The sequence below is a fragment of the Aquabacterium sp. TM01 genome (assembly GCF_057808345.1).
Genome location: NZ_AP046529.1, coordinates 2,463,240 through 2,481,826, shown reverse-complemented (window position 1 = coordinate 2,481,826; position 18,587 = coordinate 2,463,240). Strand labels below are relative to the sequence as shown.

Sequence of the window (18,587 nt, the reverse complement as noted above, 5' to 3'; positions counted from 1 at the left end):
GCGTCATCCTTGCGTGAATGAGCCCGCCCTGGCTTGCTGCCCCGGCGGGCTTGTTTTTGGGCGATTGGATGCCATCTGGGGTACACGACTTCACAAGGAGACCCGATGACGCAGTCCCTGGAACTGGTTTGTCCCCACTGCCACGCCATCAACCGTGTCCCGGCGCAACGCCTGGGAGATATGCCTCAGTGCGGGCAGTGTCATCAGCCTGTGCTGGCGCCGCAGCCCATTGAACTGACCCAGGCCAGCTTTGAGCGTTTCATCTCGCGCAATCAGCTGCCTGTGCTGGTGGACTTCTGGGCGCCCTGGTGTGGACCGTGCAAGATGTTCGCGCCGGTGTTTGCGCAACTGGCTGCGCCGTATGCCAGCCGTGTGCGCTTCGCCAAGGTCAACACCGAGGTGGAGCAGGGCATTGCCTCGGCTTATCAGATCCGCAGCATTCCCACACTGGCGCTGTTCAAGGAGGGCAGGGAGGTCGACCGGGTGTCGGGCGCCTTGCCACCAGCCCAGTTGCAGACTTGGCTGGCGCGGCATGGTCTGTGAGCGGCTCCAGGAGCCCCAGGGCCGCCAGCGTGACCTCCGAAGCACGTGATCAGTACTGATCGCCTTCGCCGAGGTAGGTACCAGGGGCCAGGTTTTCGAAGCGCGTGTTCGATTTCAGGAAAGCCAGGTGCAAGCTGCCCACCGGGCCGTTACGCTGCTTGCCGATGATGATTTCGGCGACGCCGGGCACCTTGGATTCCTTGTTGTAGTACTCGTCGCGGTAAATGAACATGATCACGTCCGCATCCTGCTCAATGGCGCCGGATTCACGCAGGTCGGACATCATGGGTCGTTTGTCCGGGCGCGTTTCCACCGAACGGTTGAGCTGAGACAACGCGATCACCGGGCATTGCAGTTCTTTGGCCAGGGCTTTGAGGCCCCGCGAGATTTCACCGATCACGGTGGCACGGTTCTCTTCATTGCCGCCTGAGCCGCTCATCAACTGCAGGTAGTCGATGATGATCAAACCCAGCGTGCCGCCGAACTGACGGGCCAGACGCCGCGCCCGGGCGCGCAACTCGTTGGGTGACAGGCCAGGCGTTTCGTCGATGAAGACGTTGGCTGTGCGGAGCTTTTCCACGGTCTCGCTCAGACGACCCCACTCGTCGTCGGTGAGGCGGCCGGTGCGCAGGTTCTGTTGGTTGATCCGTCCGATGGAGCCGACCATACGCAGGGCCAGTTGTGAGGCGCCCATTTCCATGGAGAACACCGCAACGGGCAATCCTTCGTTGACGGCCACGTTTTCGCCAATGTTCAGCGCAAACGCGGTCTTACCCATGGAAGGGCGGGCGGCCAGGATGATCAGGTCGCCCTTTTGCAGGCCGGCCGTCATCTTGTCCATGTCGATGAAGCCGGTGCGTACACCGGTTACGTCTTCGGCACCGTTGTCGGCCAGTTCGGTGACGCGGTCCAGCAGATCGACCACCAGGCCGTCCATCGAGAAGAAACCTTGCTTGTTGCGGCTGCCTTCCTCGCCGATTTTCATGATCTTGGCTTCGGCCTCGTCCAGGATGTCGGAGACGCTCTTGCCTTGGGGATTGAAGGCGTGGGTAGCGATTTCGTCGCTGGCCGTGACCAGCTTGCGCAGCACGGCCCGCTCGCGCACGATTTCGGCATAGCGGCGCATGTTGGCTGCACTGGGCACCGATTGCGCCAGGGCGTTCAGATAAGCGAGCCCGCCCACTTCCGAGCCTTTGCCCTGCATTTGCAACTGCTCGAACACCGTGATCACGTCGGCAGGCTTGGATGCGCCAACGAGTTGCTGGATGGCCATGAAGATCAGTTGATGCTCATGACGGTAGAAGTCGCCATCGTGCAGCAGATCGGAGGCGCGGTCCCAGGCGCTGTTGTCCAGCAGCAAGCCGCCCAGCACGCTCTGTTCGGCCTCGATGGAGTGCGGTGGAACGCGCAGTTTGGCGACTTCGTCACTGCTGAGTGAGTCGGTCACGCCTCGGGCGGAAAAGGGGGTAGGGAATGCGGCAGCCATGGCTCAATGATAAAAGCGGAGCAGTGCCCCGCCTGTGGACAAGTCTGTGGGCAGCCTTGGGAAATGCTGGGGACTTTGCGGGATAAGTCGGGCCACAAACGACAAAGCCGGCGGTGAGGCCGGCTTTGGATGAAACCGGCCGAAACCGGATTCAGGCGATGGTGTGAATCGCTAGGAAGGGTGAAACCTTAAGCGGCTTCGCCAACCACGGCGACGGTCACGTCCACGACCACGTCGGTGTGCAGGGACACCGACACAGCGTGCTCGCCCGTGGTCTTCAGAGGACCATTGGGCAGGCGGATCTGGTGCTTGGCCACTTCGAAGCCAGCAGCCTTCAGGCCATCAGCGATGTCGTGGTTGGTCACGGAACCGAACAGACGGCCGTCAACGCCAGCCTTTTGGCTCACGGTGATGGTCTTGCCGTTGAGCTTTTCGCCCACAGCTTGAGCGGCAGCCAGCTTTTCAGCTTGAGCCTTTTCCAGCTCGGCACGACGGGCTTCGAATTCGGCGATGGCCTTTTCGGTAGCACGACGGGCTTGACGGGTCGGGATCAGGAAGTTGCGGGCGTAGCCGTCCTTGACCTTGACCACATCACCCAGGTTGCCCAGGTTGGCGACTTTTTCGAGGAGGATGATTTGCATGACGAGGACTCCTTAGACGCGGTGCTGGTCGCTGTAAGGCAGCAGGGCCAGGAAGCGAGCGCGCTTGATGCAGGTGGTCAGCTGACGCTGGTAGATCGCGCGGGTGCCGGTCAGGCGTGCGGGGATGATCTTGCCGTTTTCAGCGATGAAGTCGCGCAGGGTGTCAACGTCCTTGTAGTCGATCTGTTCGACGTTGGCGACGGTGAAGCGGCAGAAGCGCTTGCGGCGGAACAGCAGGGATTGCGTGTTGCGCTTGCCCTTGCGGTCTTTGGAGAACTTGCCGTTCTTGGAGCGGGGAGCAGCCATGATGACCTCTCTTTTATCCGAATGGATGTGTTAAACGTTGTCGTTGAGTTCGGTGATGTGCAGCAGCACGCCACGTCCAGCACGCGGAGCCCCGAGAAAACCGACCAACCCGAAGGTCAGGCCAATTTCTTGCCGATTCAGTTTCTCGGCCATAGGGCCAAGGGCAACTGCCTTGATGTCCAGCTTGACCTTGCGGTTTTGCTGGGCCTCGGTTACCTCGGATTCGTGCTGAAGCACGAGGTCGAGGGCGGGCAGGCCGGCGGGGGTGTATCTCAGCGCTTTGCGTTCAATGATCTGTGCAGACAGCAGGACGCGGTTCATGCAGTCGATCGGTGAACGGGTGGACGCAGTGCCTGGACGCCTTGTGGCATCAATCAGGCAGCGGCTTGGTCCTGCTGGGCCTTGCGGGCCTCTTCACGCTCAACTTGCTTCATCATGACGGAAGGAGCGGTCTCAGCCTTGTCCTTCAGCACGGTCAGATGACGCAGCACGGCGTCATTGAACTTGAAGCCGGTTTCGATTTCAGCCAGGGTTTCCTTGCTGATTTCGACGTTCAGGCAGAGGTAGTGAGCCTTGGCCAGCTTGTTGATCTGGTAAGCCAGTTGACGGCGGCCCCAGTCTTCAACGCGGTGAACCTGGCCACCGGTGGTGGTGATCAGGGTCTTGTAGCGCTCGAGCATGGCGGGCACTTGTTCGCTTTGATCCGGGTGGATCAGCACGACGATTTCGTAGTGACGCATGGAAACTCCTTGTGGATTCCAGTTGATGGAAGCCGTCGCGAAGCGTCAAACCCGCTAACGGCAAGGGCTGCCCCTGGTGTTTAAGCCAAGGGCAACATTCAGAAAACCCACGATTATAGCAATGAAAACGCCACCCGTGGGTGGCGCGTTTGTGAATCAGCGTCATATGGCGCCCATCGCTTGGGGCGCCGTCGCTGGTTCGGTGCTTACTTGGCAGCCAGGCGCTGCCAGGTTTCAACCACGGTGTCCGGGTTCAGCGAGATCGAGACGATGCCTTCGGCAGCCAGCCATTCGGCGAAGTCGGGGTGGTCGCTGGGGCCCTGGCCGCAGATGCCGATGTACTTGCCTTGGGCGCGGCAGGCCGCGATAGCGCGAGAGATCATGGCCTTGACGGCTGGATCACGTTCGTCGAAGTCGGCGGCCAGCAGTTCCAGGCCCGAGTCGCGGTCCAGGCCCAACGTCAATTGGGTCAGGTCGTTGGAGCCGATCGACATGCCGTCGAAGAACTCCAGGAACTGGTCAGCCAGGATGGCGTTGGAAGGTACCTCGCACATCATGATGACGCGCAGGTCGTCCTTGCCGCCCTTGGATGCGCGCACCAGACCGTGGTCAGCCAGCATGTTGGTGACGCGCTCGGCTTGCTTGAGCGTGCGCACGAAGGGCACCATGATCTCGACGTTGGTCAGGCCCATGTCGTTGCGCACGCGCTTGAGCGCTTCGCATTCCATGGCAAAAGCTTCCCCGAACTCGGAGCTGATGTAGCGCGAGGCGCCACGGAAGCCCAGCATCGGGTTTTCTTCTTCCGGCTCGTAGCGCGAACCGCCGATCAGCTTCTTGTACTCGTTGGACTTGAAGTCCGACAGGCGCACGATGACGGGCTTGGGCCAGAACGCGGCAGCGATGGTGGCGATGCCTTCGGCCAGCTTGTCGACGTAGAAAGCGCGCGGCGAGGCGTGACCACGGGCCACCGACTCGACGGCCTTCTTCAGGTCGTTGTCGATGTTCGGGTAGTCGAGGATCGCCTTGGGGTGGACGCCGATGTTGTTGTTGATGATGAACTCGAGGCGAGCCAGACCGACGCCGTTGTTGGGCATCTGGGCGAAGTCGAACGCCAATTGGGGGTTGCCCACGTTCATCATGATCTTCAGACCGATGTGCGGCATCTCGCCACGGGTCACCTCGGTGACTTCGGTTTCCAGCAGACCTTCGTAGATGTAGCCGGTGTCGCCCTCGGAGCAGGCCACGGTCACCAGGGTGCCGTCGGTCAGTCGCTCGGTGGCGTTGCCACAGCCGACCACGGCGGGGATGCCCAGTTCACGCGCAATGATGGCAGCGTGACAGGTGCGGCCGCCACGGTTGGTCACGATGGCGCTGGCGCGCTTCATGACGGGTTCCCAGTTGGGGTCTGTCATGTCGGTGACGAGCACGTCGCCGGGTTTGACGGTGTCCATCTCGGAGATGTTGTGCACGATGCGCACAGGGCCGGTGCCGATCTTCTGACCGATCGCGCGGCCTTCGGCCAGCACGGTGCCGGTGCCCTTGAGCTTGTAGCGCTGCTCGGCCTTGCCTTGCTGCTGGCTCTTCACCGTTTCGGGGCGAGCCTGCAGGATATAGAGCTTGCCGTCGGTGCCGTCCTTGCCCCACTCGATGTCCATCGGGCGACCGTAGTGTTCTTCGATGATGACGGCGTAGCGGCCCAGCTCGGTCACGTCCTCATTGGTCAGGCTGTAGCGGTTGCGGGCCTCGACGGTGGTGTCGACGGTGCGCACCAACTTGCCAGAGGCGGCCTTCTCTTCGGCCGATGCGAACTCCATCTTGATCAGCTTGGAGCCCAGGTTGCGACGGATGACGGCTTGCTTGCCGGCCTTCAGGGCAGGCTTGTGCACATAGAACTCGTCGGGGTTCACCGCGCCTTGCACCACGGTCTCGCCCAGGCCGTAGCTGGAGGTGATGAAGACCACGTCCTGGAAGCCCGACTCGGTGTCGATGGTGAACATCACGCCAGCGGCGCCAAGGTCGGAGCGCACCATGCGCTGCACGCCGGCCGACAGGGCGACCACGTCGTGGGCAAAGCCCTTGTGCACGCGATAGGAGATGGCACGGTCGTTATACAGCGAGGCGAACACTTCCTTCATCTTGTGGAGGATGTCTTCGATGCCGACGACGTTCAGGAAAGTTTCCTGCTGACCGGCGAACGAGGCGTCGGGCAGGTCTTCGGCTGTGGCGGACGAGCGCACAGCAAACGAGGCGTCAGGGTTGTCGCCGGCCAGCTTGGCGTAGGCGGTGCGGATGGCCTGTTCCAAGTCAGCGGGGAAGGGCTGGGCTTCGACCCAGGCACGGATCTCGGCGCCGGCTTCGGCCAGGGCGCGCACGTCTTCGGTGTCGAGTGCGGCGAGGCGCTTGCTGATGCGGTCAGCCAGGCCGTCGTGCTGGAGGAACTGGCGGAAAGCGTGTGCCGTGGTGGCAAAGCCGGTGGGGACGCGCACGCCGTTGGGCAGTTGCGAGATCATCTCACCAAGGCTGGCGTTCTTGCCGCCGACGACTTCAACGTCCTCGTTGCGCAATTGCTCGAAAGGCACGACCAGGGCGGTCGGCTCAAAGCGGTTGGTCATAGAAAAGCTCCAGGATGGTCAAAAAATCTGGCGTTGCCTTGTCCGATGTCGCAAAGAGGCCTGGAGTTCTATTTGTATGGCCTGGGTGCGGAAAAGCTGGGGCAGGGCATCAATGTGCGACATTGTACGGTCAGGCCTATGATCCGGCTTTGTCTGTTTCCAATTCCAGGGCTCGCAACTGGGTCGTGACCTTGAGGTGCGTCTCGTGCCTCTGTCACTGTTCAGTGCCCCACCATTTCATGTCCGATCGCACTGTCTTTTTCGTCTCCGATGGCACCGGCATCACCGCCGAAACCATGGGCAATTCCATCCTGGCCCAGTTCGCCATCAAGCCGCGTCACATTCGTCGCCCGTTCATCGACTCGGTGGACAAGGCCTACCAGGTGGTGCGTGAAATCAACGCCACGGGCGTGCGCGAGGGCAAGCGACCCATCGTGTTCATCACGATGGCCAATGACGATGTGATGCCCATCCTCAAGACCTGCGAGGGCAAGGTCTTCGACGTGATCCAGACCTTCGTGATCCCGCTCGAAGAAGAGTTCAACATGAAGTCCAACCACCGGGTGGGGCGTTTCAGTGATCCGAGCCAGGACCGGGGGTACAACGATCGCATTGAGGCCATCAACTTCGCCTTGGAGCACGATGATGGGCAGTCAGCGCGCAGTCTCGACACGGCCGACGTGGTGCTGGTGGGGGTGAGCCGTTGCGGCAAAACGCCCACATCGCTCTATCTCGCGATGCAGCACGGCATCAAGGCCGCCAACGTGCCTCTGATTCCCGAAGACTTTGACCGCGGCTTTCTGCCGACGATGCTCAAGCCCTACAAGAAGAAGTGCTTCGGTTTGACCATCGACCCGCAGCGCCTGAGTCAGATTCGCAACGAGCGGCGCCCCAACAGCAAATATGCCAGCTTGGAGAATTGCCGATTCGAGGTGAATCAGGGGGAGGCGATGATGCGCCGCGAGGGCATCGACTGGCTGTCGTCCACCCACAAGTCCATTGAAGAGATTGCGACCACCATTTTGCGTGACATCCGTCCTGATCGGTTGGTGTACTGATGAATCAAGCCTCCAAACCCCTGGTGTCGGATGCGACCCAGCCTTCTCCCATCGTCGAGCAAGACGGTGAGTCGGTCATCATGAGCTTTGACGAGACCAGCATCCAGAGCCGCATGCGGCTGGACGACCCGACCGCGCTGGACCTGGATTACAGCCGCGTGATGATGGCGTTTTTGCTGCTGCAGCCTCAGCCAGCATCCATCTTGATGATTGGTCTGGGGGGCGGGTCCTTGGCCAAGTATTGCCATCGACATCTGCCGCAGGCTCGCATCACCGTGGTGGAGATCAACCCCGAGGTGATTGCTGCCCGTGAGGCCTTCCAGGTGCCTGCCGATTGTGAGCTGTTCTCCGTCATTCAGGGTGACGGCGCCGCGTTTCTGGCGACGACCCCACGTGACAGCTACGACGTCATCTTGGTCGATGGCTTTGGTCCTGAGGGTGAGCAACCCGAGGATTTGTGCAGCCTGGCTTTTTACAAGACGTGCCGTGCGGCCTTGCGCCCGTCCGGGGTCCTGATGGTGAATTTGCAGGACCAGGAGCCGCAGTGCAGTCGCTTGATCGGGCGGATCTGGCAGATGTTTGGGGAGCCGGTGGTGCCGCTGGAGGTTGCATGCGGCGGGAACCTGGTCGTGCTGGCCGGTGATGATGCTGCGTTCAAGGCGTGCGCCGGCAGTGTGCGGCGGCGCTGGCGTGAGTTGGATTCGGTGCATCAGGCCACGCTCGAGGATGTCCTGCCTGGGTTGGAGGAGGAGCTGAAGCCTTGGTGGACGGCGCCTGTGAGGGCGAAGCCGGCTGTAGTCAGTGATGCGGACGCGGTGGTGCGCAAGCCTAAAGTGGCGGCGGCACCCGTCGCGGCGAAGAGTGGCACGAAGAGGGCGCCCGTTCAGCGCAAGCGCTCGGGCGGCAAGCGCTGAGCTGACTTGGCTCTGAAAGCACCTGTAACCGGAGATTGGGCCGTCCGGGTGGCCTCTTTCGCTGGGTAATCTGGTGTGAGCAGGGTCAGGAGGGGGAAACCTGCCGTTACAGGCGGGTCCCTCTTTGGTGGGACCATCCGCTCAGCAGAACACCATCAGTGCGCTCATTGCGTCTGTCAACCACCGGCCTCAGTGCCTCGCGTTGAGTTGTTCATCAGGATGGTTGACCGTAAGCCAACGGACGGAGAGTGCAATGAGCCTGGAAGTGATCAAGCGGGAGTCCGGCTTCGTTGCTCACGAATTGAACCCGTCGCGTGACCTTGCTTTGATGCGCAAGGTGCATGAGTTGAGGTTTCAGATTTATTGCCTGGAGCAGGGGTTTCTCGATGCAGTCGATTACCCGGAGGGTTGTGAGTCCGACGAGCATGACGCCCAGTCTTACCACTTTGCCAGCTGGGGCGACGACGGTGACGTGGCAGGTTATGTGCGCCTGGTTCGTCCGGATCCGATCGGCACCTTTCCGTTTCAAAACCACTGCCTGACGCTTGAGGCGGGGGCGCATTCACCCCCGGCACATCTGTCCGCAGAAATCAGCCGTTTGATGGTGTCGGCCGACTACCGACGACAGCCTGACCGGTCCCCCAAGATTTTGTGCAATCTGTTCATGCAGATGCATGCCTGTAGTGTGCGTCACGGTGTCCGATATTGGTATGCCGCCATGGAGCGCTCGCTCGTTCGAGTGCTGCAGCGCATGCTGGGCATTGAGTTTCGTCAGATTGGGCCGGTCACGGATTACTACGGCCCTGTGGCGCCTTATCTCATTGATCTCCGTGAAGTCGAAGTGCGAATCAGGCAGCGACGCCCGGAGTTGCTGGGAGCTTTGCCCGAGCCGGAGATTTGCTGAGAAAGCATTTTTCGGTGTTGTTCGTGAGAAATTTGCTTTACATTGAAGTGTGAAAGTGTTTCACACATGCCGTTACACTTCAGTCGTCTGTCGGGTGGGATGATCATTCGAGCGGGGCAGGTGTCTGGAAATGTGAGGGGCGCTACCACCGGGATAGCCAGTGGCCTGTCAAATTCACTGGCCCACTTCACCTGAAAGCCGTTGTGCCATGAGTGCATCTACTGCAGAGCCTGTGAATTTCGCGCCTTACTTCACTGGCCGAGAGGTTCGCCCCGTGGAAGACGCAGCCTTGATGGACCGGGCCTACCAACTTCGGCATCAGGTCTATTGCCTCGAATGCAATTACCTGGACGCGGCAGATCATCCAGATGGTCGTGAGCACGATGACTGTGATGCTCACTCATCTCATTTCATCTCGCTGAACCTGCAAGACGAAATCGCGGGTTATGTGCGCCTGGTGCGCCCGGACGCCATCCAGACTTTTCCATTCCAGACCCATTGTGTGCAGTTGCTGGACGGTGTGTCTTTGCCGCCCTCCGATCAGTCGGCTGAGATCAGTCGCTTGATGGTGTCATCGCGCTACCGTCGTCGTCATGGGGACAAGCTTGCAGGCGTGAATGTGGATGAAGATCACCTGTCTGACCACGAGCGCCGGGTCAGCTCACCGCAGATCCTGCTGTGCATGTACCGCCAGATGTACCAGTACAGCCTGAAGCACGACATCCGCTACTGGTACGCCGCCATGGAGCGCTACCTGGCCAAAGCCCTGATGGGCATGAACTTTGGTTTTGAGCAGATCGGGCCTTACACCGACTACTACGGGCCGGTTGCGCCGTTCCTGGGGGATTTGCGTCAGCTTGAGGATGGCTTGAGCAAGTCGGCGCCTGTTTTGCTGGAGTGGATGCGTAGCGAGGCTTGAGGCATGAGTTGGTTGTCGCTGCTGCCTGAAGGCGCTGTGCGTGGGCTGCGTGGGCTCATCTTGAAGATGGGGCGGGGCATGGATCCGCAGAAGATGATGAATCAGTCGCGAGAAAAAGCGTCGAGGATGATTCACTTCGCAGCGAAGCACAGCGCTGCTTACCGCACCTTGCTGAGTGAGCATGGCATTGATGCCAAGGCTTCGCGCGAGCCTTTGGTATGGAAAAACCTGCCTGTCCTGACGAAGCAAAATACTTTCGGCCGCTTTGCACTGAGCGAGCTGGCGCGTGATGTGCCTGCGAAGGATTTGGCGGACGTGCTCACCAGTTCCGGTCGTGGTGGTCGCAGTTTTGGGTTTCGGCTCACTGAGCGCGCGCAACACGAAGAGGGTTGGTTCGACATTGACCTGGGGCTTCAGGATGTTTTTGGTGTGGACCAGCGGACCACTTTGCTGGTGAACTGTCTGCCAATGGGGGTCGTGTTTCGGTCTAGAGCCGTGGCGGTGGCCAATGTCAGCGTGCGTGAGGACATGGCCTGCTCCATCTTGCGTGACGTCGGGCCGAGATTCCAGCAGACTGTCCTTTGCACGGACCCTCTGTTCGTCCGTGCCTTGCTCGACGAGGCGAATGCCGCAGGCGTGGATTGGCGAGCGCTCAACACCAGCGTGATCATCGGCGAAGAGATTCTGGTGGAGTCGCAGCGTGACTACATCGCTGCACGCATGGGCATTGATCTGGATGGCGATGACACCCGTCTGATTGGCAGCTCTTTTGGTGTTGGCGAGCTGGGTTTGAATTTGCTTTTCGAGACGCGCGAAACAATCCGCATTCGTCGCTCGGCCTTGCGACAAGGAGACATGGCGACGATTCTGGGTGTGGATCGGTCTGGTGAGGCTATGCCGTCCCTGTTTTGCTACAACCCGTTGCGTTCGCATATTGAGATCCTTGCCCCTGGCCCGGACGGCTACGGGGAGATGTGCGTGACGATGCTGGACACGCACGCGGTGATTCCGCTGCCGCGTTACACCACCGGCGACATGGCACGTTTGTTGACGCCGGAGGAGGTCAGAGCGCTGTCGGCTCAGTCGAAAACGGTGTCGCCATGGTTGCCAATGATCGCGGTCAAGGGGCGAATCAAAGACCGTCCAGACCGCTTGCCCTCAGTGGAGGAGGTGAAAGACTGCATCTATCGGGATCACTCGGTTGCGGACCAGTTGACGGGTGCGTTCAAGATTCTGCCGCAGGTTGGAGGTGGGGTTCGGGTGGTGTTCCAGGCATGTAGCGATGTGGTGGCCGAGGAGGGGGGGGTGCGCCAACAATTGCTGGGGCAAGTGCAGTCACGCTGGCCGGGCGAGGTGCTTGTGGAGGTTTTGGGGCCGATGGCGTTCCCTTGGCGTCCGTTGCTGGACCATGAGCGGAAGTTTGCCTACCTCGATGCGTCGTCTGTTTGAGTGTCGATTTTCTTGACAGGGCGATGCGGCGTGTCGTTGATTGATTTGAAAATCGTTTATAAATCAATGGCTTGAGATTTTTTTTAGGGGTGGCACGAAGAGTGCTTAATGAGAATCGTTGGAAGAGTTCAATCACCCAGGAGGTCTCATGATCAAGTCCACAATCAAACAAACCCTGACAGCCGTCGCGTTGGCTGCCAGCGCTGTCAGCTCCGCCAATGCATTCGTGATTTCCGCTGGTGATATCAAGATCACCATCGATAACTACGACGTTGGTAATGTTGGCTACAGCCCCACCACCAGCACCCCTTGCGTGAACAACCCCGCTGCTTGCGACGCTGCTTCGCTGGGTGGTACCGGGGCCGGTAGCTTTGATACCGCAGGTATCTTTTCGGTTGCGCTGATCACCAACACCAGCACGGGCCAAACGCTCTTCACAAAGGGTGTCAATGGCTACCTGACTGGCGTGTTCGGTGGTTTGATGGACCAAACGGTTGACACGCAGTGCAGCATCGTCACCGGTAGTTGCACGACGACTGCTTTGTCGGTCGGCGGTTTCGTTAACCTGTACAAGAACACATCGGACTACAACCCCGCCTTGGGCCCGACCGGTGCTGGTGTTAACCTGATTGCTGGCCTGTATCCTGGCATCACCGACAATCCTGCCAACCTTTGGCTGAGTGCAGTGTTTGCCTCTGGCGCCGTGTTGGCTGGTAACGCGACCACGAGCTACGTGTCCACCTACAACACTTCAACATTCGCAGGCGCTGGTCAGGCTTTCTTGGATGTGACCGGTGGCGCGGCTTATGACAACTTCAACACGAACAGCTTGAACGATGCCAATGGCAACAAGCGCGACTTGTTCTTGGACGTGACTTACAACGACGCCAATGGCGCAGCTTCCAGCCTGGGTTGGACTGTTGCCTCGACCGGTTCGGTCAAGGGCAATGCGATTCCTGAGCCGGGTGCTCTGGCTTTGATCGCCCTGGGCTTGCTCGGTGCCGGTGCGGCAACCCGCCGTAAGGCTTGAGATCGCTCTGTCCTAAGGTTGCTGCACTGAACTTAGCGGCGACCTCAAGTAAAAGGCCCCTCTCGGGGCCTTTTGTTTTTTCAGCGTGTGGTGTGTGAGGATCAGCTGTAATCGCTGACCGGCACGCACGAGCAGAACAGGTTGCGGTCGCCATAGACGTTGTCGACGCGGCCCACCGGTGACCAGTATTTCTGCTTGCGCAGGCTGGCCACGGGATAGGCTGCCAGCTCGCGGCTGTAGGCATGCGGCCACTCGGTCTTCAGCAGACTGGCCGCCGTGTGTGGCGCGTTCTTCAACGGGTTGTCGTCTTGCGGGAGCTTGCCTTGCTCGACCAGGCGGATCTCTTCCCGGATGGCGATCATGGCGTCGCAGAAGCGGTCCAGCTCGGCTTGCGATTCGCTCTCGGTCGGTTCCACCATCAAGGTGCCGGCCACAGGGAAGCTCAGCGTGGGCGCGTGGAAGCCGTAGTCGATCAGGCGCTTGGCCACGTCTTCGGCCGAAACGCCGCTGGTTTCCTTCAAGGGGCGCAGGTCCAGGATGCACTCGTGGGCGACGCCGCCACCCTTGATGGTGTCGCTGCCGCCACTGAAGTGGATGTCGTAGTGGTCGGCTAGGCGGGCGGCCACGTAGTTGGCGTTGAGGATGGCCACTTCGGTGGCGGTCTTCAGGCCCTCGGCGCCCATCATGCGGATGTACATCCAGCTGATCGGGAGCACGGCGGCGTTGCCCAGCGGGGCAGCCGAGACGGCGCCGACTTGTGCATCGCTGCCCACGCCGGCCGAGCGGTGGGCGGGCAGGAAGGGGGCCAGATCTTCGACCACGCAGACGGGGCCGACGCCGGGGCCGCCACCGCCGTGAGGGATGCAGAAGGTCTTGTGCAGGTTCAGGTGGCTGACGTCGCCGCCAAACTGCCCGGGAGCGGCCAGGCCCACCAGGGCGTTCATGTTGGCGCCGTCCACATAGACGCGGCCACCATGCTCGTGAACCAGCTTGCACAGCTCAGTCACACGGGTTTCGAACACACCGTAGGTGGACGGGTAGGTGATCATCACCGCAGCCAGGTTGGCGCTGTGCTGTTCGCACTTGGCCTTGAGGTCGTCGAGGTCGACGTTGCCCTGGGCATCGCACTTTGTCACTACCACTTTCATGCCGACCATCTGTGCGCTGGCCGGGTTGGTGCCGTGGGCAGACTCGGGGATCAGGCAGATGTCGCGGTGGCCTTCGCCGCGCGACTCGTGGTAGGCCTTGATGACCAGCAGGCCGGCGTATTCGCCTTGTGAGCCGGCGTTGGGTTGCAGGCTGATACCGGCGTAGCCCGTGGCTTGCGACAGCCAGGCGCACAGTTGCTCGTTGAGCAACTCGTAGCCCTTGAGTTGCTCGCGCGGTGCGAACGGGTGAATGTTCGCGAATTCCGGCCAGGTGATGGGGATCATCTCGCTGGTGGCGTTGAGCTTCATGGTGCACGAACCCAGCGGGATCATGGTGCGGTCCAGCGCCAGGTCCTTGTCGGACAGGGCACGGATGTAGCGCAGCATTTCCGTTTCGCTGTGGTGGGTGTTGAACACCGGGTGCGTCAGGTAGGTGCTGGTGCGGCGCAGGGCGGCGGGCAGGCCCAGGGGCATGCCGTGCTCGAAGGCGGCGAAAGAGGGGAGGGCCTTGTCGCCAGCCAGCACTGTCCACAGGTCGATGATGTCGTTGCGGGTGGTGGTTTCGTCCAGCGAGATGCTGACGCTGTCGGCGCTGGCATCACGCAGGTTGATGCCCATGGCTACGGCCTTGGCCATCACGGCTTCGCGGTCTTCGGCCAGCACGTGGACGGTGTCGAAGTAGGTGTCGTGGACCAGCTTGCGACCGAGTGCCTTCAGACCTTCGGCCAGGATGGCGGTGTAGGTGGCCACGCGCAGGGCGATGCGCTTCAGGCCTGCAGGGCCGTGGTAGACCGCGTACATGCTGGCGATCACGGCGGGCAGCACCTGAGCGGTACAGATGTTCGAGGTGGCTTTTTCCCGGCGGATGTGCTGTTCGCGGGTCTGCAGGGCCAGGCGGTAGGCGGTGTCACCATGGCTGTCCACGCTCACGCCGACCAGACGGCCAGGCATGGAGCGCTTGAACTCGTCCTTGGTGGCCAGGTAGGCGGCGTGTGGGCCGCCGTTGCCCATGGGCATGCCCAAGCGCTGGGTGGTGCCCAGGGCGATGTCGGCGCCGAGTTCGCCCGGCGGCGTCAGCAGGGTCAGGGCCAGCAGGTCGGCGGCGACGATGGCCAGCGCGCCCTTGGCGTGCAGGGCGTCAATGAGGGGGCGCAGGTCACGGATCTGGCCGTTGACGCCGGGGTATTGCAGCAGGGCGGCGAAGCAGTCGTTGGACTCCAGATGGGCAGCCAGATTGCTGGCGTGCACCAGGTCCACGGTGATGCCCAGCGGCTTGGCGCGGGTCTGGATCACTTCCAGAGTTTGCGGGAAGACGTCGTGGCAGACGACGAAGCGCGTGGACTTGCTCTTGCCGCCGCGGGCGGCCAGGGTCATGGCTTCAGCCGCGGCAGTCGCTTCGTCCAGCATGGAGGCGTTGGCAATGGCCATGCCGGTGAGGTCGGTCACCATGGTCTGGAAGTTGACCAGGGCTTCCATGCGGCCTTGGGAGATTTCAGCCTGGTAGGGCGTGTAGGCGGTGTACCAGGCGGGGTTCTCGAGGATGTTGCGCAGGATGACGCCGGGGATGTGGGTGTCGTAGTAGCCCTGGCCGATGAAGTTGCGCATCACCTTGTTTTGCTGCGCAATGGTCTTGAGTTCGGTCAGTGCCTGGGCTTCGGTGATCGGGGCGGGCAGATCCATCGGGGCCGAGCGGCGGATGCTGGCCGGCACGATGCCTTCCATCAGCGCTTCACGCGATGCCACGCCGATGGCGCTGAGCATCTGGGCTTGTTCTTCGTCCCAAGGGCCCAGATGGCGGGCCTGGAATTCGTTCGCGTTCTCAAGTTCGGCGAGGGTGGGCAGGGCGGTGTTCGGCATGGTGGGCAACGGCGTCAGGCAGGGAGTGCGGCCCCGCACAGGTGGTGTGCGGGGCAGAGGCCATCGCAGGGCGCGATGGCGTCAGACGAGGCTCAGGCGTTCTTGAGCAGGTCGTCGTAGGCGGTGGCGTCCATCAGGGCGTCGAGTTCAGCGGGGTTGCTGAGCTTGACCTTGAAGAACCAGCCGGCGCCGGTGGGGTCGGTGTTGGCCAGCGAAGGGTCGTCGCGCAGGGCTTCGTTGACTTCGGTGATTTCGCCGGTGACGGGCATGTAGACGTCAGCGGCGGCCTTCACGGACTCGACCACACCGGCCACGTCCTTGGGGTTGAAGGTGGTGCCGACGGCAGGCAGGTCGACGAACACGACGTCGCCCAGCGCGTCTTGTGCGTGGTGGGTGATGCCGACGATGGCGGTGCCGTCAGCTTCGATTTGCAGCCATTCGTGGTCGGGCGTGTACTTGATGGTCATGGGAGACGTCCTGAAAATGGAAAAAGGTTGGGTTGCCGAACGGGCATGAGTATCTCAGCCCTGTGGCGGGTTTTTGACGACAGTAGCGCGAACTTGCGGGGCGCGCCGATCAACCGCGGTGGTAGCGGTTGGGCACGAAGGGCAGGGTGGTGACGGTCATGGCGACGCGCTTGTCGCGCACCACGGCGAACAGCTCGGTGCCGACGGCGGCATGGGCTGGGGGCACGTAGGCCAAGGCGATGGGCTGGCCCAGGCTGGGGCTGGGGGAGCCGCTGGTGACCACGCCGATTTCGGTGCCGTCAGCCGTGACGACCTTGGCGCCTTCGCGAACGGGCATGCGCTCGGTGCTGATGAGGCCGACGCGCTTGCGGGCTGCGCCATTGGCCAGTTGGGCGTCGATGACCTGGGCGCCAGGGTAGCCGCCGGCACGGGCGCCGCCAGCGCGACGCACCTTCTGGATCGCCCAGGTGATGCTGCCTTCCACAGGCGTGGTGGCGGTGTCGAGGTCATGGCCGTAGAGGCACAGGCCGGCTTCGAGGCGCAGCGTGTCGCGGGCGCCCAGGCCGATGGGCTTGACTTCGGGTTGGGCCAGCAGCACGCGAGCCAGTTGTTCGGCCTTGTCGGCGGGCACCGAGATCTCGAAGCCGTCTTCGCCGGTGTAGCCGGAGCGGGTGACGAAGCAGTCGATGCCGTCCAATGTGACGTGCGCACCGGTCATGAAAACCAGCTTTTGCACGTCGGGGTTCAGGCGGGCCAGGGCCGTGACGGCTTGCGGGCCTTGCAGCGCCAGCAGCGCCTGGTCGGGCAGGGGCTGCACGGTGCAGCGTGCGCCGATGTGCTGCTGCAGGTGGGCGATGTCCTGGTTCTTGCACGCGGCGTTGACGACCACGAAGAGGTCGTTCTCGCGGCGGGTGACCATCAGGTCATCGAGGATGCCGCCTTGCTCGTTGGTGAACAGGGCGTAGCGCTGCTTGAACACAGGCAGATCCACGATGTCGACTGGGACGAGGGATTCGAGCGCCACGTCGGCGCCGTCGCCTTTGAGCAGGACCTGGCCCATGTGCGACACATCGAACAGGCCGGCGGCGGCACGGGTGTGCTTGTGTTCGTTGAGGATGCCGGTGGCGTACTGCACGGGCATGTCGTAGCCCCCGAAGGGAACCATCTTGGCGCCCAGTTCGATGTGCAGGGCGTGCAGGGGCGTCTTGAGCAGGTCAGCGGACATGGCTGTGTCTGGCGGCGAGGCCAGTGGAGGGCAATCTGAGTGGATCCGACATGCGCTGCGCTGGCTGTGCCAGGGTGTCGCCGGTCGGTGCTGCCCTCTCTGTCCGCTTTACCTGAGAGATTGACCCCTCGCGGCAACTGGGTTGCGGCGTTGTGGGCTTGCCCCTTCGGTGGCCTGGCTCGCTGTCACGTGGTGCCAGCCTCCGGACTCTCTCCAGTGAGGATCATGGCGGCTCGAAAACCGCCATGCCTGCCAGTCCTTTTGCCTGAGCGTTCGGGCCGTCAACTCGCGTTGGGTGGGTCCTGCGCCTTCGGCGGCCTCGCTCGGGGCGTGGCTCTCTCCTGACAGAGCTTCATTGTAGCGTGCGCTCAGGTGGTGGAAGTGTGACTTCAGGCCGTCTTTGGCGTGTGTGCGGCACCCCTTCAGGGGGCTGGCTCTGGGCGCATTCGGTTACATTTAATTGTTCAAATATGTTGTGCGGTTCAGGGGCGTGTGTCGGGCGCCGTGCAGCGTTGTACCTACATGGGGAATGACAGAGATGCGTCAGGTTGCTGAGAGCAGTTGGGGGCGATGGGCTTGTGCCTTGCTGGTGTTGGCTTTTCTGGCTGGCTGTGGGTCGCGCGGCATTGTGCGGTCCGAGCTGGCCGGGGGCCGAACCGAGGCTGCCAAGCGGGTGCTGGTGGTGCCGGCCGACTTCGTGATCACCGAGGTGACCTTCGGCAAGACAGAAGAGCGCGTGGTCTCGGCGGAGAAGAAGGCCTCCAAGGCCTTGGCGGCCCATGTGCAGGAACTCGGGCGCTCGCAGCAGAGCTTTGAGCTGATCGATTTTGAGACCCTGAGTGACGAGGATCAGGAGCTGGTCTTGCAGCACCGGGCGCTGTTTGCCACGATGGTCAGCCAAATGCTGTTGGTGAAAGAGAAGGCCGTGGGCGCCTGGTCGACCAAGGCTGACTATTTCGACTACACCCTGGGCAGCGGCATGGCGGACCTGGCGCGTCGGCATCAGCTGGACACGGCCCTGTTGGTGGTGGGCAAGGACAAGGTGCGCAGCACGTCTCGCAAGGTGTTTGATGCCATCACCTCGGTGTTGCCGGTGGGCGAGTCGCTCAGTGCGCAACCGGCCGCGGTTGTGCTGGGGGTGATCGACGTGGCGACTGGCAATGTGCTGATGTTTGACAGCGACATGGCCAACCGCAAAGCTTTGACGGATGAAAGTGACGTCAAGAACATGGCCGAAGCGGTGTTGTCCGACTTCCGCCGCTCCTTGAAGCAAGGCGAGGGGCGGTGA

The 18,587-nt window shown here is 61.8% G+C and carries 17 protein-coding genes and 2 riboswitches; of the genes, 8 read left to right on the top strand and 9 right to left on the bottom strand.

The annotated features are described in order from the left end of the window. Positions 1–105: 105 nt before the first annotated feature. The gene (trxC, locus tag AC3WW4_RS11315) at positions 106–543 is read left to right on the top strand and encodes a thioredoxin TrxC (protein WP_488828512.1); all 438 of its coding nucleotides are present in this window, start codon (positions 106–108) and stop codon (positions 541–543) included. A 49-nt stretch (positions 544–592) separates the two neighbouring features. Here the strand turns inward: trxC and dnaB are convergent, their stop codons facing one another. The 6 genes from dnaB to ppsA all read right to left on the bottom strand — a co-directional run bounded on the left by dnaB (position 593) and on the right by ppsA (position 6,328). Further along, complete coding sequence (dnaB, locus tag AC3WW4_RS11310) at positions 593–2,029, bottom strand: replicative DNA helicase (RefSeq protein ID WP_488828510.1); 1,437 nt, start codon at positions 2,027–2,029, stop codon at positions 593–595. A 188-nt stretch (positions 2,030–2,217) separates the two neighbouring features. Beyond that, positions 2,218–2,670: a 50S ribosomal protein L9 gene (gene rplI, locus AC3WW4_RS11305; RefSeq protein ID WP_488828509.1), complete on the bottom strand. Its 453-nt coding sequence runs from the start codon at positions 2,668–2,670 to the stop codon at positions 2,218–2,220. Positions 2,671–2,682: 12 nt separating this feature from the next. Next, positions 2,683–2,976, bottom strand: coding sequence for a 30S ribosomal protein S18 (gene rpsR, locus AC3WW4_RS11300; RefSeq protein ID WP_488828508.1), 294 nt, complete (start codon positions 2,974–2,976; stop codon positions 2,683–2,685). 30 nt (positions 2,977–3,006) lie between these two features. Beyond that, entirely contained in the window at positions 3,007–3,297 is a 291-nt protein-coding gene (gene priB, locus AC3WW4_RS11295; protein WP_488828507.1) for a primosomal replication protein N, read from the bottom strand. Between the two features lie 53 nt (positions 3,298–3,350). After that, positions 3,351–3,716, bottom strand: a complete 366-nt coding sequence (gene rpsF / locus AC3WW4_RS11290) for a 30S ribosomal protein S6 (protein WP_488828506.1) — start codon at positions 3,714–3,716, stop codon at positions 3,351–3,353. Between the two features lie 206 nt (positions 3,717–3,922). After that, positions 3,923–6,328 (bottom strand): phosphoenolpyruvate synthase, encoded by a 2,406-nt coding sequence (ppsA, locus tag AC3WW4_RS11285; RefSeq protein ID WP_488828504.1) that lies wholly within the window; start codon positions 6,326–6,328, stop codon positions 3,923–3,925. Between the two features lie 239 nt (positions 6,329–6,567). On the opposite strand from ppsA, the gene ppsR reads away from it, so the two are divergent. The 6 genes from ppsR (at position 6,568) to AC3WW4_RS11255 (ending at position 12,602) form a co-directional block, all read left to right on the top strand. Next, positions 6,568–7,386 (top strand): posphoenolpyruvate synthetase regulatory kinase/phosphorylase PpsR, encoded by an 819-nt coding sequence (gene ppsR, locus AC3WW4_RS11280; protein WP_488828502.1) that lies wholly within the window; start codon positions 6,568–6,570, stop codon positions 7,384–7,386. 80 nt (positions 7,387–7,466) lie between these two features. Next, the gene (locus tag AC3WW4_RS11275; RefSeq protein ID WP_488828501.1) at positions 7,467–8,300 is read left to right on the top strand and encodes a fused MFS/spermidine synthase; all 834 of its coding nucleotides are present in this window, start codon (positions 7,467–7,469) and stop codon (positions 8,298–8,300) included. 253 nt (positions 8,301–8,553) lie between these two features. Beyond that, a complete protein-coding gene (locus tag AC3WW4_RS11270) occupies positions 8,554–9,204 on the top strand; it encodes a GNAT family N-acyltransferase (RefSeq protein ID WP_488828500.1) in 651 nt (216 codons plus the stop codon). Between the two features lie 208 nt (positions 9,205–9,412). Then, positions 9,413–10,123 (top strand): PEP-CTERM/exosortase system-associated acyltransferase, encoded by a 711-nt coding sequence (locus AC3WW4_RS11265; RefSeq protein ID WP_488828499.1) that lies wholly within the window; start codon positions 9,413–9,415, stop codon positions 10,121–10,123. 3 nt (positions 10,124–10,126) lie between these two features. Beyond that, positions 10,127–11,572: a phenylacetate--CoA ligase family protein gene (locus AC3WW4_RS11260; RefSeq protein WP_488828497.1), complete on the top strand. Its 1,446-nt coding sequence runs from the start codon at positions 10,127–10,129 to the stop codon at positions 11,570–11,572. A gap of 148 nt (positions 11,573–11,720) precedes the next feature. Further along, on the top strand, positions 11,721–12,602 hold the full coding sequence (locus tag AC3WW4_RS11255) for a PEP-CTERM sorting domain-containing protein (protein WP_488828496.1): 882 nt from the start codon (positions 11,721–11,723) through the stop codon (positions 12,600–12,602). 101 nt (positions 12,603–12,703) lie between these two features. Here the strand turns inward: AC3WW4_RS11255 and gcvP are convergent, their stop codons facing one another. From gcvP to gcvT, 3 genes are all read right to left on the bottom strand, one after another. Continuing rightward, positions 12,704–15,607: an aminomethyl-transferring glycine dehydrogenase gene (gcvP, locus tag AC3WW4_RS11250; protein WP_488828494.1), complete on the bottom strand. Its 2,904-nt coding sequence runs from the start codon at positions 15,605–15,607 to the stop codon at positions 12,704–12,706. A 92-nt stretch (positions 15,608–15,699) separates the two neighbouring features. After that, positions 15,700–16,074: a glycine cleavage system protein GcvH gene (gcvH, locus tag AC3WW4_RS11245; RefSeq protein ID WP_339582413.1), complete on the bottom strand. Its 375-nt coding sequence runs from the start codon at positions 16,072–16,074 to the stop codon at positions 15,700–15,702. A gap of 109 nt (positions 16,075–16,183) precedes the next feature. Beyond that, complete coding sequence (gcvT, locus tag AC3WW4_RS11240) at positions 16,184–17,299, bottom strand: glycine cleavage system aminomethyltransferase GcvT (protein WP_488828493.1); 1,116 nt, start codon at positions 17,297–17,299, stop codon at positions 16,184–16,186. 89 nt (positions 17,300–17,388) lie between these two features. Continuing rightward, a riboswitch (glycine riboswitch) is annotated at positions 17,389–17,526 on the bottom strand. A gap of 16 nt (positions 17,527–17,542) precedes the next feature. After that, positions 17,543–17,653: riboswitch (glycine riboswitch) on the bottom strand. A 184-nt stretch (positions 17,654–17,837) separates the two neighbouring features. Between gcvT and AC3WW4_RS11235 the strand changes: the two genes are divergently transcribed. Continuing rightward, the gene (locus AC3WW4_RS11235; protein WP_488828491.1) at positions 17,838–18,587 is read left to right on the top strand and encodes a hypothetical protein; all 750 of its coding nucleotides are present in this window, start codon (positions 17,838–17,840) and stop codon (positions 18,585–18,587) included.

What these genes read in the sequence shown, in the direction of transcription:
- AC3WW4_RS11235 (WP_488828491.1), top strand. Translation starts at nt 17,838, where the DNA reads ATGCGTCAGGTTGCTGAGAGCAGTTGGGGGCGATGGGCTTGTGCCTTG.
- AC3WW4_RS11275 (WP_488828501.1), top strand. Translation starts at nt 7,467, where the DNA reads ATGAGCTTTGACGAGACCAGCATCCAGAGCCGCATGCGGCTGGACGAC.
- gcvP (WP_488828494.1), bottom strand. Translation starts at nt 15,607, where the DNA reads ATGCCGAACACCGCCCTGCCCACCCTCGCCGAACTTGAGAACGCGAAC.
- AC3WW4_RS11265 (WP_488828499.1), top strand. Translation starts at nt 9,413, where the DNA reads ATGAGTGCATCTACTGCAGAGCCTGTGAATTTCGCGCCTTACTTCACT.
- dnaB (WP_488828510.1), bottom strand. Translation starts at nt 2,029, where the DNA reads ATGGCTGCCGCATTCCCTACCCCCTTTTCCGCCCGAGGCGTGACCGAC.
- rplI (WP_488828509.1), bottom strand. Translation starts at nt 2,670, where the DNA reads ATGCAAATCATCCTCCTCGAAAAAGTCGCCAACCTGGGCAACCTGGGT.
- rpsR (WP_488828508.1), bottom strand. Translation starts at nt 2,976, where the DNA reads ATGGCTGCTCCCCGCTCCAAGAACGGCAAGTTCTCCAAAGACCGCAAG.
- AC3WW4_RS11255 (WP_488828496.1), top strand. Translation starts at nt 11,721, where the DNA reads ATGATCAAGTCCACAATCAAACAAACCCTGACAGCCGTCGCGTTGGCT.
- ppsA (WP_488828504.1), bottom strand. Translation starts at nt 6,328, where the DNA reads ATGACCAACCGCTTTGAGCCGACCGCCCTGGTCGTGCCTTTCGAGCAA.
- trxC (WP_488828512.1), top strand. Translation starts at nt 106, where the DNA reads ATGACGCAGTCCCTGGAACTGGTTTGTCCCCACTGCCACGCCATCAAC.
- rpsF (WP_488828506.1), bottom strand. Translation starts at nt 3,716, where the DNA reads ATGCGTCACTACGAAATCGTCGTGCTGATCCACCCGGATCAAAGCGAA.
- ppsR (WP_488828502.1), top strand. Translation starts at nt 6,568, where the DNA reads ATGTCCGATCGCACTGTCTTTTTCGTCTCCGATGGCACCGGCATCACC.
- AC3WW4_RS11270 (WP_488828500.1), top strand. Translation starts at nt 8,554, where the DNA reads ATGAGCCTGGAAGTGATCAAGCGGGAGTCCGGCTTCGTTGCTCACGAA.
- AC3WW4_RS11260 (WP_488828497.1), top strand. Translation starts at nt 10,127, where the DNA reads ATGAGTTGGTTGTCGCTGCTGCCTGAAGGCGCTGTGCGTGGGCTGCGT.
- gcvT (WP_488828493.1), bottom strand. Translation starts at nt 17,299, where the DNA reads ATGTCCGCTGACCTGCTCAAGACGCCCCTGCACGCCCTGCACATCGAA.
- gcvH (WP_339582413.1), bottom strand. Translation starts at nt 16,074, where the DNA reads ATGACCATCAAGTACACGCCCGACCACGAATGGCTGCAAATCGAAGCT.
- priB (WP_488828507.1), bottom strand. Translation starts at nt 3,297, where the DNA reads ATGAACCGCGTCCTGCTGTCTGCACAGATCATTGAACGCAAAGCGCTG.